The 13,383-nt window shown below is 57.8% G+C and carries 11 protein-coding genes and 2 pseudogenes; 7 read left to right on the top strand and 6 right to left on the bottom strand.

Going from position 1 to position 13,383, the window contains the following annotated elements; all coding sequences use genetic code 11:
* Window positions 1–105 precede the first annotated feature (105 nt).
* Window positions 106–606 carry an Lrp/AsnC family transcriptional regulator gene (locus PY650_RS31885; RefSeq protein WP_285883881.1) on the bottom strand — a complete coding sequence of 167 codons (501 nt, stop codon included), beginning with the start codon at window positions 604–606 and terminating at the stop codon, window positions 106–108.
* A 132-nt stretch (window positions 607–738) separates the two neighbouring features.
* Between PY650_RS31885 and hppD the strand changes: the two genes are divergently transcribed.
* From hppD to PY650_RS31860, 5 genes and pseudogenes are all read left to right on the top strand, one after another.
* The gene (gene hppD, locus PY650_RS31880) at window positions 739–1,848 is read left to right on the top strand and encodes a 4-hydroxyphenylpyruvate dioxygenase (RefSeq protein ID WP_285883880.1); all 1,110 of its coding nucleotides are present in this window, start codon (window positions 739–741) and stop codon (window positions 1,846–1,848) included.
* A 58-nt stretch (window positions 1,849–1,906) separates the two neighbouring features.
* Window positions 1,907–3,268 (top strand): homogentisate 1,2-dioxygenase, encoded by a 1,362-nt coding sequence (hmgA, locus tag PY650_RS31875; protein ID WP_285883878.1) that lies wholly within the window; start codon window positions 1,907–1,909, stop codon window positions 3,266–3,268.
* A 37-nt stretch (window positions 3,269–3,305) separates the two neighbouring features.
* A complete protein-coding gene (locus PY650_RS31870) occupies window positions 3,306–4,331 on the top strand; it encodes a fumarylacetoacetate hydrolase family protein (RefSeq protein WP_285883877.1) in 1,026 nt (341 codons plus the stop codon).
* Window positions 4,328–4,960, top strand: coding sequence for a maleylacetoacetate isomerase (maiA, locus tag PY650_RS31865; RefSeq protein ID WP_285883876.1), 633 nt, complete (start codon window positions 4,328–4,330; stop codon window positions 4,958–4,960). The genes PY650_RS31870 and maiA overlap by 4 nt, the downstream gene beginning before the upstream one ends.
* Window positions 4,961–4,994: 34 nt before the next feature.
* A pseudogene (locus PY650_RS31860) lies at window positions 4,995–5,487 on the top strand (SDR family oxidoreductase); the annotation flags it as partial.
* 72 nt (window positions 5,488–5,559) lie between these two features.
* Here the strand turns inward: PY650_RS31860 and PY650_RS31855 are convergent.
* The 5 genes and pseudogenes from PY650_RS31855 to PY650_RS31835 form a co-directional block, all read right to left on the bottom strand.
* Window positions 5,560–6,327 carry an SDR family NAD(P)-dependent oxidoreductase gene (locus tag PY650_RS31855; RefSeq protein WP_285883875.1) on the bottom strand — a complete coding sequence of 256 codons (768 nt, stop codon included), beginning with the start codon at window positions 6,325–6,327 and terminating at the stop codon, window positions 5,560–5,562.
* 145 nt (window positions 6,328–6,472) lie between these two features.
* The gene (locus PY650_RS31850) at window positions 6,473–7,255 is read right to left on the bottom strand and encodes an ATP-binding cassette domain-containing protein (protein WP_285883874.1); all 783 of its coding nucleotides are present in this window, start codon (window positions 7,253–7,255) and stop codon (window positions 6,473–6,475) included.
* Window positions 7,248–9,506 carry an ABC transporter permease gene (locus tag PY650_RS31845; protein WP_285883873.1) on the bottom strand — a complete coding sequence of 753 codons (2,259 nt, stop codon included), beginning with the start codon at window positions 9,504–9,506 and terminating at the stop codon, window positions 7,248–7,250. The genes PY650_RS31850 and PY650_RS31845 overlap by 8 nt, the downstream gene beginning before the upstream one ends.
* A 184-nt stretch (window positions 9,507–9,690) precedes the next feature.
* Complete coding sequence (locus PY650_RS31840; protein ID WP_285883872.1) at window positions 9,691–10,773, bottom strand: substrate-binding domain-containing protein; 1,083 nt, start codon at window positions 10,771–10,773, stop codon at window positions 9,691–9,693.
* A gap of 259 nt (window positions 10,774–11,032) precedes the next feature.
* Window positions 11,033–11,578: pseudogene (locus PY650_RS31835) on the bottom strand (TOBE domain-containing protein); the annotation flags it as partial.
* Window positions 11,579–11,999: 421 nt separating this feature from the next.
* Here PY650_RS31835 and PY650_RS31830 point away from each other — a divergent pair.
* Both PY650_RS31830 and PY650_RS31825 read left to right on the top strand, forming a co-directional pair.
* On the top strand, window positions 12,000–12,209 hold the full coding sequence (locus PY650_RS31830; protein ID WP_285883871.1) for a hypothetical protein: 210 nt from the start codon (window positions 12,000–12,002) through the stop codon (window positions 12,207–12,209).
* 330 nt (window positions 12,210–12,539) lie between these two features.
* On the top strand, window positions 12,540–13,364 hold the full coding sequence (locus PY650_RS31825; protein ID WP_285883870.1) for a class I fructose-bisphosphate aldolase: 825 nt from the start codon (window positions 12,540–12,542) through the stop codon (window positions 13,362–13,364).
* Window positions 13,365–13,383: the final 19 nt, after the last annotated feature.

Genomic DNA, 13,383 nt, shown 5'->3' with positions numbered 1-13,383 from the left:
ACCCCATACAAGTGGGTCAAATCCGCCGACCAGATCCTCGCGTCGGTCAAACGCTTTTGCCAGAAGACAATGAACCGAACTTCAGATTCAGGTGACTAGCGTGTGTTAGCGCTCGCTATCGCCGTGCCAGCTGCTTGGCGTCAGCACTGGGAGTCCTTCAAAGGTCTTGAGCGTATCGAGGACGATCGAAGTCTTCACGTGCTGCACCGACTCGTGGGGCAACAGAACGTCGTTTACGAATCTTGATAGGTCGGTGAGCCCGCGGGTTGCCACCTTCAGGTGATAGTCCATTTCACCGGTCAATGCATAGGCTTCGAGTACCTCCGGGAGCCCGCTGATCAGGTGGGAAAATCTTTGTGCATTGTCCCTGTTGTGAGTTGCAAGCGTCACGGAAATGACCACCAGCATTTCCAAACCTAATTTCTGCCTGTCCAAGTTGGCCTGGTAGCCTCGAATATATCCCTCAGCTTCGAGTCTCGTCCGCCGGCGCGAGCATTGCGAGGGTGAAAGTGCGATCCGTTCGCCCAATTCGTTGTTCGTTAACCTGCCGTCCTTTTGGAGCTCCTGAAGTAGACGCAAATCGAATTTGTCGAGCTGTTCATTCATTGCGCGAAACCTCAAAAGTACTCACGGATCGTGCATAATTTTGTCCTCATTGATGAAGAATGCAAGAACATTGCACGCGTTTTGGATCACACTTTGCAAAATCAAATTGCTAATTTCCCAGGAGGAGAAAAAATGGGTCCCTTCCCGCATGATGCGCCGCCGCCGGAAATAAGCGCCGAAAATCCAGCTGGCACCGATGGCTTCGAATTTGTCGAGTTCGCTCATCCGGAACCCGACAAGTTGCGTGAGCTCTTCACACGCATGGGTTACGTTGCGGTCGCCAAGCACAAGACCAAAGACATCTCCGTCTGGCGCCAGGGCGACATCAACTATGTCCTGAATGCCGAACCGGGTAGTCATGCCACCCGCTTCGTTGGAGATCACGGTCCTTGCGCCCCGTCGATGGCCTGGCGCGTTGTCGATGCCAAGCATGCGTTCGACCATGCAGTGTCAAAAGGTGCCGTTCCCTATGAAGGAAACGACAAGACGCTCGATGTTCCGGCGATTGTCGGTATCGGCGGCTCGCTGCTCTATTTTGTCGAGGTCTATGGTGCGAAAGGATCGGCTTACGAAGCCGAGTTTGACTGGCTTGGCGAGCGCGACCCGCACCCCGAAGGTCTTGGTTTTTATTATCTCGACCATCTGACGCACAACGTCTTCCGCGGCAACATGGACAAATGGTGGGATTTTTACCGTGAACTGTTCAATTTCAAGCAGATCCACTTCTTCGACATCGACGGGCGCATCACTGGGCTGGTGAGCCGCGCTATCACGTCGCCTTGCGGCAAAATCCGCATTCCGCTGAATGAATCGAAGGACGACACAAGCCAAATCGAGGAGTTTCTGAAGAAATACAAGGGCGAGGGCATCCAGCACATCGCCGTTGGAACGGAAGACATCTATGCGGCCACCGACAAGCTCGCCGAGAACGGCCTCCGCTTCATGCCTGGACCTCCGGAGACCTATTACGACATGTCTTATGAACGCGTGAACGGCCATGACGAGCCCATCGAACGTATGAAGAAACATGGTATCCTCATCGACGGCGAAGGAGTGGTGAATGGTGGCATGACCAAAATCCTGCTCCAGATCTTTTCAAAAACGGTCATCGGCCCAATCTTCTTCGAATTCATCCAGCGCAAGGGTGACGAGGGCTTTGGGGAAGGCAACTTCCGTGCTCTCTTCGAGTCGATCGAGGCGGATCAGATCAAGCGCGGCGTCATCGGCACCGCAGCGGAATGATCTTTCGGCGATCCTGCCGAAGCGTGGGGTCGGTCTAGTTTTCTGGAGGAGTGGAGCGATGGACCAGACGAGAACCCGGGGTTCCGACCGCCAGACTACGGCGGCCGAGACGCTGCAATACATGCCCGGTTTCGGTAATGACTTCGAGACGGAGTCGCTGCCGGGCGCTCTGCCGCAGGGCCAGAATAGTCCGCAGAAATGCAATTATGGTCTTTACGCGGAGCAACTTTCCGGCTCACCGTTCACCGCCCCCCGCGGAATGAACGAAAGATCCTGGCTCTATCGTATTCGCCCGAGCGTCCGCCACACCCGTCGCTTTTCGAACCTTTCCTATCCGCTCTGGAAATCCGCACCCTGCCTCGACGAACACTCGCTGCCTCTAGGCCAGCTTCGCTGGGATCCAGTGCCGACCCCGACTGAGAGGCTGACCTTCCTGGAAGGAATTCGCACGATCACGACCGCCGGCGATGTCATGACGCAAACGGGCATGGCGTCACACGTCTATGTGTTCAACGAGGACATGGTGGATGATTATTCCTTCAATGCCGATGGCGAGCTGCTGATCGTTCCCCAGGTCGGTTCCATCCGGGTGTTCACCGAAATGGGCGTCATGGAGATCGAGCCACTGGAAATCTGCATTATCCCCCGTGGCATGATGTTCAAGGTGACGCGCAAGGGCGACGAGAAAGTCTGGCGTGGCTATATTTGCGAGAACTACGGCGCCAAATTCACGCTGCCGGATCGTGGGCCTATCGGCGCGAACTGCCTCGCAAACCCACGCGACTTTAAGACACCCATTGCCGCCTTCGAGGACAAGGAAACGCCCTGCCGCGTGCATGTCAAATGGTGCGGGAAGTTCTATGTCACAGAAATTGGCCACTCGCCCCTCGATGTGGTCGCGTGGCATGGCAATTATATCCCCTATAAATACGACCTGCGGACATTTTCCCCGGTCGGCGCGATCTTGTTCGACCACCCCGATCCATCGATCTTCAGCGTGCTGACGGCTCCCACCGAAAGTGCGGGGACGGCGAATGTCGATTTCGTGATATTTCCGCCGCGCTGGCTGGTGGCGGAACACACCTTCCGCCCGCCTTGGTACCACCGGAATATCATGAGCGAGTTCATGGGCCTGATCCATGGTCAATATGATGCGAAAGAGCAGGGTTTCGTGCCGGGTGGCATGAGCCTGCACAATATGATGCTTCCCCACGGGCCGGATGCATCAGGCTTCGAAAAGGCATCCAACTCCGAACTTAAACCCGTAAAGCTCGAGCATACCATGGCCTTCATGTTTGAAACCAGGTACCCGCAGCAGGTGACGAAATACGCAGCCGAGCTTGAAACGCTGCAGGACGATTACCTTAAGTGCTGGGACGGCCTGGAACGCAGGTTCGACGGAACGCCGGGCATCAAGTAAAGTCTGACCAAGCATATTCCCACACTGGAACTGAGACATGAAGCTCGCGACGTTGAAAGACTCCACAAGGGACGGTCGGCTCGTCGTCGTCTCCCGCGACCTGACCCGCTGCTCCGAGGTCGGTCACATCGCCCGTACCCTGCAGGCCGCTCTCGACGACTGGCAGCATGTGGCTCCGAGACTTGCTCTGATTGCCGAGGGTATCGAGACCGGAGCCCAGCCGACGATCAGGTTCCACGAACACGAGGCCGCATCGCCTTTGCCGCGGGCCTATCAATGGGCCGACGGTTCGGCTTACGTCAACCATGTCGAACTGGTGCGCAGAGCGCGCAATGCCGAGATGCCGGCGAGCTTCTGGGTCGATCCGCTGATGTATCAAGGCGGCTCCGACAGTTTCCTCAGCCCCCGCGACCCCATTGCGATGGCTGAGGAGGCTTACGGGATCGACATGGAAGGCGAGGTCGCCGTCGTCGTTAGCGATGTTGCCATGGGTTCCAGTCCGGAGGTTGCCCGCAGCGCCATCTGCCTGGTGATGCTCGTCAATGATGTGTCTCTGCGCGGTCTCGTTCCGGAAGAGCTGGCAAAGGGGTTTGGCTTCTTCCAGTCGAAGCCCGCATCGGCGTTTTCGCCGGTGGCGGTGACGCCGGACGAACTTGGAGAGGCTTGGGACGGCGGCAAGCTGCATCTTCCCCTGCTCGTGACCTTGAATGGCAAGGCGTTCGGCAAGGCGAACGCCGGCGTCGACATGACGTTCGATTTTGGCCAATTGATCGCCCATGCAGCGAAGACCCGCAATCTCGTGTCCGGCACGATCATCGGCTCGGGAACGGTTTCCAACAAACTGGACGGTGGGCCGGGCAAGCCGGTGGAACATGGAGGAGACGGCTATTCATGCATCGCCGAGATGCGGATCATCGAGACCATCGAAACCGGATCGCCGAAGACTCCTTTCCTGCGGTTCGGTGATCAGGTCCGCATCGAGATGAAGGATCACGCCGGGCATTCTGTTTTCGGGGCGATCGAGCAGACTGTCCGAAGATGGGGAGAATTGAAGTCGCCATGAGTGAGGTCGTTCTCTACGATTACTGGAGATCATCGGCGAGCTATCGTGTCCGCATTGCGCTCAACATGCTTGAGATTGCGTATAAAACCGTGCCGATCAACTTGCTGGAAGGCAAGCAGAGGAGCCCGGACTATAAAGCGCTCAACCCGCAGGGGTTCGTGCCGACACTGGTGATCGATCGAAGGGTGCTGACGCAGTCGCTGGCAATCATCGAATATCTGGCGGAGCTTCGGCCGGAGTGCGGATTGATGCCACATGGCGTTGCGGACCGGCAAAGTGTGCGCGCACTCGCATACGCTGTCGCTATGGACATCCATCCCATCTGCAACATGCATGTGACGGCGCATGTCATGACCATAGTGGGCAAAGTCGAGGCCCGCGAAGAATGGATGAAGCACTTCATTGGGGATGGACTTTGCAAACTGGAAACAATGCTTTCCGAATTCGATGGAGAGTTCAGCTTTGGAGATCGACCGACGATGGCGGACCTCTGTCTTGTGCCGCAAGTCTATAACGCCCGCCGCTGGGGAGTGGATATGACCGGTTTCGAGCGCATCGTCGATATCGATGGCAGATGCGCCAAACTGCCCGCCTTTCAAGCGGCGCACCCGGATAACGTGAAACCGTAGCGAAAGCGTCGGCGCGGCGCTCCTCCCTCGCGCCACGACACGGGCCGAGACGTGGGCGACCGGCTATGATCGCAACGTGCTTGCGTCGGTCAGGGTCACCTCCCGCCTGCTGCCCGCCATGCGCGAGGCGAAATGGGGCGGGTCGCCAGCCTTGCAGGGTTGATGCCTTCCGCCAAAAAGCCCGATTACGCAGCGGCCAAAGCAGCAATGGTCGCGAAGACGGCCTCTCTCGCCAAGGCGGTCGCGATGGACGGCATGACCGCAAATACGGTATCGCCCGGAACGATCCATAGCATCAGTCTCGAGGAGGCCTTTCGCAAAGTCGCCGCGAACCAAGACCTTGCCCATGATGCGCCATGAGCGGAAATCGAGCAAAAAATGCTGCCGATAATTGCCCAAGTTCCTACGGGGCGTGTTGGAACGCTTGAGGAGGTGCTGATGCCATTGCCTTCCTCGTCAGTCCGCGGGCCGGCTACATCACAGGCGCAAATCTCAGGCTCGATGGCGGATTGTGGCCCGGACTCTAGCCGTCTGCCTTGGCCGCTTCTGGCCCACTGGGTTCATGGTGGCACATACAAGCATCGCGCATTCCCCCTCTGTCAGATGGCTGTAAAGCCGTTATCCACGAACAGATGAGCGCCGTTGACGAAACGAGATTCGTCGCTTGCGAGGTAAAGTGCTGCCCGCGCCACATCTTCGGGTTGACCGATGCGGCCCTGCTGGGCGGCAATCGCCGCGTCCGACACGTCAACGCCTAGCGCTTGAAGCTCACTTACCTCTCGCAAGCCATGCGGCGTGCGAATGAAGCCCGGGCAGACGGCGTTGCAACGGATATTGCGGTCTCGAAATTCGACGCCGATGGCGCGTGCAAACATGTGAACCGCACCCTTCGTGGTGTCATAAAGCACTTCCATCGGTGTCGCCGCCACGGCCGAAATCGATGAGGTGCATACGATGGAGCCACCGCCTGCCGCAATCATCCCGGGAAGCACCGCGCGGGTCATTAGGAACATCGAGCGGACATTGACGGCGTGTAGCCAGTCCCATTCCGCCAGCGTCGTCTCCAGGAACGGTTTGATGACGATCGTTCCAGCGTGATTGAAGAGCACCGTGACAGGCCCGAACTTCTCTTCGACCCCATTCACCGCGGTTGCAACCGCCGTTTCGTCGGAAACATCCGCTACCCAGTAGTCGGCAATGCCGCCGGCGTCGCGAATGGCTTTCGTGGTCTCAGCGGCGGCATCGCCATTTCGATCGATGATCGCGACCTTTGCGCCTTCTGCCGCAAAGAGCCGGGAGGATGCTCCTCCCATCCCCGTCGCTCCGCCGGAGATGATAGCGATCTTGCCCTTTAACCGTTCAGCCATGTCGTTGCCTCGCCCCTCTTGAGTTTCCCTGATGTTGCCGTCGATGCGGCGGTCTCGATGTTATCGCTAATCCATCACGGATTGGTAGCGGCCGGTTGCGACTTTCTTTTTTCCGTGAGGTCGCTTGCGCGACTTTGATGGCCGATCAAATGTTTCTTGCGGCCTCGGCCGTCAACGCGGTCTCTGGCGTGCCGGAAACGATGATCTCCAAGACCTCATGCTCGTCCGTGTTCTTGACGTAGCGGTCACCGACATATTCGCCGCGCTTGAGGACCATGACGCGATCACCCACGGCAAAAATATCGACCATGCGGTGCGAGATGATGATCTGCGCAACACCCTGCTTCTTCAGTTCCAGCATGGTTTCAAGGAGCCGTTCCGTCGCCATCACGGAAAGGTTGGCTGTCGGCTCGTCGAGGATCACAACGCGCGGCTCGAACGAGATCGCCCGGGCAATCGCCACCGATTGCTGGCGCCCGCCCGACAGGCTCTCAACCTTTTGATAGACGGAGTTCACATCGACTTTAAGCCGCTTAAGGACGCTGTCGGCCTGCGCATACATCTTCCTGCGATTGACGAAGAAACCTTTGAGCGGCCAGCGGCCGAGAAAAATGTTCTGGCCGACGTCCATGTTCCCGCAGAGCGCGAAGTCCTGGTAGATCATTTCGATGCCGACATCGCGGCTCTCATGAGGGCTCTTGAAGTGTACCGCTTGCCCGGCAACAAGGATTTCACCGGCGTCTCGTTGATAGGCGCCGGTCAGGATCTTCATCAGCGTCGACTTGCCGGCAGAATTGTCGCCGACGAGGCCGAGAATTTCCCCTGGATAGAGGACAAGGTCGACTTTGCGGAGCGCCTGCACGGCTCCGAAGGCTTTTTCGATGCCTCGCATCTCCACAATCGGCTGCAGTGGTATCGCGTCAGCCATGGATGCCTTCCTTTGTTGGTGCGCCTCTTGCTAGGAACATTCGCAACCGTCCGAAAATATTGGTCTGGCGCACCCATATATCGATAAGCACCGCGACGATGAGGATGACGCCGATGAACACATTGATCCAGTGCTGCGGCATGCTAAACCCCTGAACGTTGAGTTGAAGGAGTGCCCGGACGAGCGTGATGACGGCTGCGCCCGCAAGTGAGCCGATCATCGTGCCGTAGCCGCCAAAGATCGATCCGCCGCCGATGATAACTGAGGCTATGGCATCAAGCTCGCGAAATTGGCCGGCGACGGGGTTGAAGCTGCGAAAATATGCGACATTGATGATCCCTGCCATGGTTGCGCAGAGCGCCGACAGCATGAGCGAGATGAAGCGCACGCGGTTCGTGTTGATGCCGGCGTAGGCCGCGGCACGGACATTGCCGCCGGCGGCGCAGACCTTCAGCCCGAATGGAGTGTAGGCAAGCACGATGCCGGCGATGAGGGCGATGACAAACATCCAGATCGTCTGGACGCTGACGACTTCAGCCACCGTGCGGATGATCCCCGGCGGCAACGTAAGGCCGAAATGGAGGAGAACGTCGTTCATCTTGCGGCCGAGAAGATTGTAACTCTCAGACCAGCCAGTCAGTTGTTGTCCTGCAACGAACCAGGCAGCCAGTCCCCGCGCGATGTAGAACATCCCGAGCGTTGCGATGAAGGCGGGCAATTTGAAGCCGACCGTGACGCCGGCGTTAATAAGTCCTGCGGCCGATCCGGCAAGCAGGCCCATCGCGATAGCGGTAAGCGGATCGGCGCCCAGCACCTTCAGGAAATAGGCTGCGGTACTGCCTGCAAGCGCAAGCACTGAGCCAACGGAGAGATCGATGTCGCCGGCTGCGATGACATAGGTGAGCCCGACCGCGATGATGGCGAGTTCCGTGTAGTTGAGCAGGATGGCGAAGGTGTTGGACAAATTCCACCAGTAGTCCGGCCTGAGCGCTAGGCCCGTCAGCCACAACACGGCTGCCAGTATGATGGCAAGTGCATCGCGCCGGGCTAGAAACTTGCCGAGCCCCGTTGCTGACAGTTCCATGTCGGTCGCCATAGCCCCCTTGGTCTGGACACCCTCCAATGCGACGCCGCCTGTGTCAGGGGCTTGCGGCGGCGGTCGGCCGCGGAGCCACGCCCAGAATCGGGCAGCCGCCTGGCGCCGAATGAGGAAAGGTTCGATAAGCACCGCAATGACGAGTAGGACGCCGAGGAAAACCAGCACCGCGCCTGCGGGCAGCGTGAACTTGGCGCCGACTACGATGCTTTCGCCGTCGATAACGACGGTACGGGTGATCGGCCAGCCTTCGCGCAATACCTTATCGATCAGCACGACCACCGCAGTGCCGAGACACGATCCGATCACGCGCCCGCGCCCGCCCAGGATCGATGCTCCGCCGATAATGACCGATGCGATGACGGTGAGCTCCCAGCCCACCCCGTAGAGAGGGGTGACACCCTTGTCCTGCGCAGCTGACAGAAGAGCCGCAAGGGTCGCACAGAGCGATGAGAGCAGATATGCGCGAATGCGCACCCAACGGGTGTGAATGCCGGCATAGGCCGCCGCCTGCTCGTTTCCCCCGGTGGCGAGGGTTTCATAACCCCAGCGGGTCTTTGCAAGCACATAGGCTCCGATGACGGCAATGAGGAAGAAGATCGCAATCTGATTGTTGAATCCGAGAGCATTCGTCTCACCAAGGTGGAAGAACAGGAAAAACTTGTTCGCCTTGTCGGAGTAATAGATTGCCTGACCTTGCGTGAATGCGAGCACAAAGCCGCGACCGATGAAAAGCATTGTCAGCGTCGCTATGAACGCAGGCACTTTCAGGATCGTGACAAGCACGCCATTGAGCAGGCCGATCATCGTGCCTAAAACCAGGCACAGGATCACGGAGGTGACGACGTCGAAGTCGAGAAAGCTTGGTGCAAAAAGCCTGGCAAAGACCACAGCGACCAAGCCGTAAGTTGAACCAACCGAAAGATCGAGATCCTTGTTGGCGATAACAAAAGTCATTCCGACCGCGATGATCCCAACACGGGACGTATCGCGCAGAAGCGCGTGAAGCGCCTCCGTCGATCCGAAAAACGCCGGGTTGAGGATGGCACCCCCAAGGTAGAGTATTGCAAGGAAGATCAGGAGCCCGGCCTCCCAGCCGCCGGCGAGTTGAGGTGGCGCACGTCCCAGCGATGTCGTCGTCGTCGTATGCCCCATGGTTGCTACCGACCAATCCTTACCACCGTGATGCGGGGAGGATCTCTGCCCACCTACATCATTCCGGATGTTGCTAGAGCATCCAGCTTTCAGGTGGAAACACCTGAAAGCGGATAAGATGCTCAAGAGTAAAAGGACTAGAGCGACCTTTGTGCGTTCAAAATGAACGCACGCGCTCTAGCGCTTAGTTTTCGAAGCGCTTGCCCACCTTTGCAACCGTATCCTTCGTCACGAGCTGGGCGCGCGTGTCGAGATTGGCGGCGGAAATGCCGCGGTCGATTTGCAGATAGAGCTGCATGACCGGCCAGAAGCCCTGCAGGAACGGCTGTTGCCCCAGCGAGCCGGTCAGATTACCAGCGGCAATACCTTCCTGCTGCGCCGGGCCAAGATCGAAACCAAAAGCGCAGAACTTGTTGGTTAACCCCATCTGGGCCACCGCCTTGACGAGCGGGGGCGTGAAGACATTGTTGGCTGTAAAGGCGCCGACCACGTCACCGCGAGACTCGAAGAGCGACACCAGTGCGTTGACCGGATCGTTGGGATTCGTGTCGATGCCAACATTCTCCGGGCCGGCATCAACCTTGAAGGCGTCGAGCTTGCCGGCGTCCTTCAGCGTCTTGACGATTGCGTCGAAAGCGGCCTTCACGCGGTTGTTCACCTCGATGTTGCCCATCGCCGTCGAGGATGGCAGGACAATCGAGCCGCTGGTCTTGCCGCTCTTGAGCACGCAATTTGCGAGCGCCTCGCCACCGATTGCCGCGGCCGATGCATCCTGACCCGTATGGCTTATGCTGCTGCGGTGCAGAAGGGTCGGATCGTACGAATTGGTCGTGGCGATCGGGATGCCCGCCGCCTCGGCGGCCTTGACGATATCATTGTAGGCGCCGACTTGCGGCGTCGTCATGATAATCCCGTCAATGGTTGGGTCCTGAACGATCTGGTTCAGGATCTCGATCTCGCGAGCCGGATCGTCCACGGGCGATTCCGAGCCGAGCAACAATATCTTGGCACCGATCATGTTGGCAGCGACGGTTGCGCCGACATAGACCGGGTCAAAAAAACCATTGCCCGCTGTGTGCGTCACAATTGCAAAGGTCAAATGACCATCAGCCGAATGGAAGTTCTTCGTGGCCGGGTCTTCCTTGGCGGCTTCAGCGAAATTGTAGCCGCCAACTGCTTTCTCCACACTGCCCGACTGCGCAAATGCATGCAAAATGCCAAGCGATAGTATCGCGGTTGATCCCGCGTACAGCCAAATCCGCCTCATGATTGGTCCTCCCATGAAAGCAAGGGAGGAGAGCCGTTCGAGCGCAATTTATCGAGAGTGGGGCCGAAGGCGTCCTCCCTAACTTGCTAATATTCTGCGCAATTTTGATCCAAGTAAACGATGAACTCATCGTATTGGCGAATTTGTTCGTCTTCGAAACACCCGATGATCGCTTTTTCGCGGCGCACGCTGCCGACAGTCGCGACATAACGGACATACGTGAGAACTGGCCGAGGTGAGAGTTGGCGGACGCGCCCGCCTAACGATCGAAAGCGAGCCGCTTGCCGCTTGCCTTTTCGAACAGATGCGCGCTGATCGCGTCGATCGCGGTTCCGACCGTGTCGCCGAAGCGGATGTCGAGCCGTTCGCGGAAGAGGCAGGATAATTGCTGGCCGCCGCAATCGAGCCTGGCATAAATCTCCGAGCCCGTGCCCTCGACAATCTCGACCCGTCCCGAAATGCCTCCCGTTTCGGCGCGAATATGTTCGGGTCGGATGCCGTAGACCAACGGGCGACCGCCATGCTGTGCGATGGGCAGCCCTTCCGGCAGAGTCAAGATAAGGCCGTTGTCGCAGCGAAATACGCCTTCTTCGATTTTGCCGTCGATGAAGTTTATCGCGGGAGAGCCGATGAAGCCGGCGACAAAAAGATTGGCGGGGCGATCATAGAGATCGAGTGGCGCGCCGATCTGTTCGATCAGGCCCCCATGCAGGACGACGATCTTGTCGGCCATCGTCATGGCCTCGACCACCTGGTCATGGGTCACATAGATCGTCGTGGCGCGGGCCGCACCCCTCATTCGCAACAGTCATGTCCATCAGAACTCGGTCCCGACGATGGTGGAACAATCAACGGTCGCTGACGTTCCACGTTCGGTTGGATGAGCCGGCCAATTTAATGACATTGATGAAAACCCGTCGTTGGTCGCCCCTCACGCCAACGGCGGGTTTCGTTAGATCACGAGAAAGTCGCGGTCGAAGGTCTTTTGCCTCGCGTGCTCGCGAATTGGAACCAAAAGCTGCGATAAATCGTTTGTGTTTCGGGACTTGTGTTTTGCAAGTCACATTATCTGCACTCTCACTTCTCTGCCCTGCTCACAGCGGGGCTCTTTTTTGTCGAAGATGGTTGAGGCGCGCAAGCCCCTAACACTATTGTGCTGGAATTCAATTCGGTTGAAAATGTATTGTTTGTCGCTATGGCGCTGGCGATGGGGCGGAAGAATAACCATGATCAAAGAATACCTCAGCAAGCATGACATGGCCCTGGATTCAACGGATTTAGACATCTGCCAACGCGCTTTTGATGCGATTTTGATCAAACGCAATATTGCGCGCGATACCGAAGAAGCCGAACAAATTGCGGCAATGGTTATTGAACTCTATAGGCAGGGTGTTCACGACGAAAATCAGCTCGTGAAACTCATCGGTGTCAAATGACGACAAGCATTACCCTTTCCGGCGGCGGCAAGTTCGCGTGCAATGGAACAAATCTCGCCGATTGCTGTTTGAGAGTTGGTTGGTAAGCGCAGCGCTACCAACGAGCGGTCACCATAGCCCGTCGATGGTCTGGCCCCATCGCCATCGCCAGCGGTAAGGCCTCGTGGGGTCGGATGCCGAAATATGCGTATCTCAATTGTTTGCGTGGCTGGGTTCTGTCGGCTTAGACATAAAATCCACGATGTGGAAACGTTACCACACGAGCCTTGACTCATAACCCCGGTTCCCTAATGTGGGATGTGGAAACGTTACCGCATTGGGAGGAACTCGATGAAGTCCGCGCGGCTCAACCGCCTTTTCGGCGCGTCTGGAAATTGCTTCGACGTCGCCATTGATCACGGCATGTTCAATGAGCGAACTTTTCTGGCCGGCATTGAGGATATGAAGACGGCCATTAAGGTGATTGCGGATGCAAGCCCGGATGCCATTCAGCTTCCACCGGGCACGGCGCCGCTTCTGCAGGCAATTCCCGGCAAGCAACGCCCGGCGCTGGTGCTGCGCACGGACATCGCCAACATCTATGGCAATCCGCTGCCGTCCGCGCTGTTTTCGGAAATGATCGACAGGGCCGTCGAGCAGGGCGTTGCATTGGACGCTGCCTGTGTCGTCGTCAATCTCTTGATGTTGCCGGACCAGCCCGAAGTCTACCGCGCCTGCGTGCGCAACGTGAATAGTCTCAAACGGGAGTGCGAGAACTACGGCATGCCCCTGATGGTCGAGCCGCTGGTCATGCAGGACAATTCCAAGGGAGCCTACATGGTCGATGGCACGATCGACAAAATCCTGCCGCTTGTCCGTCAGGCGGCCGAACTCGGCGCTGATATCATCAAGGCCGACCCGTGCGACAATGTTCAGGAATATTATCGCGTCGTTGAAATCGCCCAGGGCCTTCCGGTGCTGGTACGTGGCGGCGGTCGCGTTTCCGACCAGGAAATCCTGACCCGCACAAAGCAGTTGATGGAGCAAGGCGCTCGCGGCATCGTCTACGGCCGCAACGTCATTCAGCACAACAATCCCGGCGGCATGACACGCGCTTTGATGGCGATCGTCCATGACAAGGCATCCACGGAAGAAGCCTCGCGGCATCTAGCCTGACGTATTTTGGGAGGAGGAG

The organism is Martinezella calliandrae, from assembly GCF_030272695.1.
Taxonomy (GTDB): domain Bacteria; phylum Pseudomonadota; class Alphaproteobacteria; order Rhizobiales; family Rhizobiaceae; genus Rhizobium; species Rhizobium calliandrae.
This window is presented reverse-complemented; position numbering and strand designations above follow the sequence as displayed.

Excerpts from the sequence above, each read along its gene's own strand:
- PY650_RS31885 (WP_285883881.1), bottom strand. The coding sequence starts at position 606 with ATGAATGAACAGCTCGACAAATTCGATTTGCGTCTACTTCAGGAGCTC.
- hppD (WP_285883880.1), top strand. The coding sequence starts at position 739 with ATGGGTCCCTTCCCGCATGATGCGCCGCCGCCGGAAATAAGCGCCGAA.
- hmgA (WP_285883878.1), top strand. The coding sequence starts at position 1,907 with ATGGACCAGACGAGAACCCGGGGTTCCGACCGCCAGACTACGGCGGCC.
- PY650_RS31870 (WP_285883877.1), top strand. The coding sequence starts at position 3,306 with ATGAAGCTCGCGACGTTGAAAGACTCCACAAGGGACGGTCGGCTCGTC.
- maiA (WP_285883876.1), top strand. The coding sequence starts at position 4,328 with ATGAGTGAGGTCGTTCTCTACGATTACTGGAGATCATCGGCGAGCTAT.
- PY650_RS31855 (WP_285883875.1), bottom strand. The coding sequence starts at position 6,327 with ATGGCTGAACGGTTAAAGGGCAAGATCGCTATCATCTCCGGCGGAGCG.
- PY650_RS31850 (WP_285883874.1), bottom strand. The coding sequence starts at position 7,255 with ATGGCTGACGCGATACCACTGCAGCCGATTGTGGAGATGCGAGGCATC.
- PY650_RS31845 (WP_285883873.1), bottom strand. The coding sequence starts at position 9,506 with ATGGGGCATACGACGACGACGACATCGCTGGGACGTGCGCCACCTCAA.
- PY650_RS31840 (WP_285883872.1), bottom strand. The coding sequence starts at position 10,773 with ATGAGGCGGATTTGGCTGTACGCGGGATCAACCGCGATACTATCGCTT.
- PY650_RS31830 (WP_285883871.1), top strand. The coding sequence starts at position 12,000 with ATGATCAAAGAATACCTCAGCAAGCATGACATGGCCCTGGATTCAACG.
- PY650_RS31825 (WP_285883870.1), top strand. The coding sequence starts at position 12,540 with ATGAAGTCCGCGCGGCTCAACCGCCTTTTCGGCGCGTCTGGAAATTGC.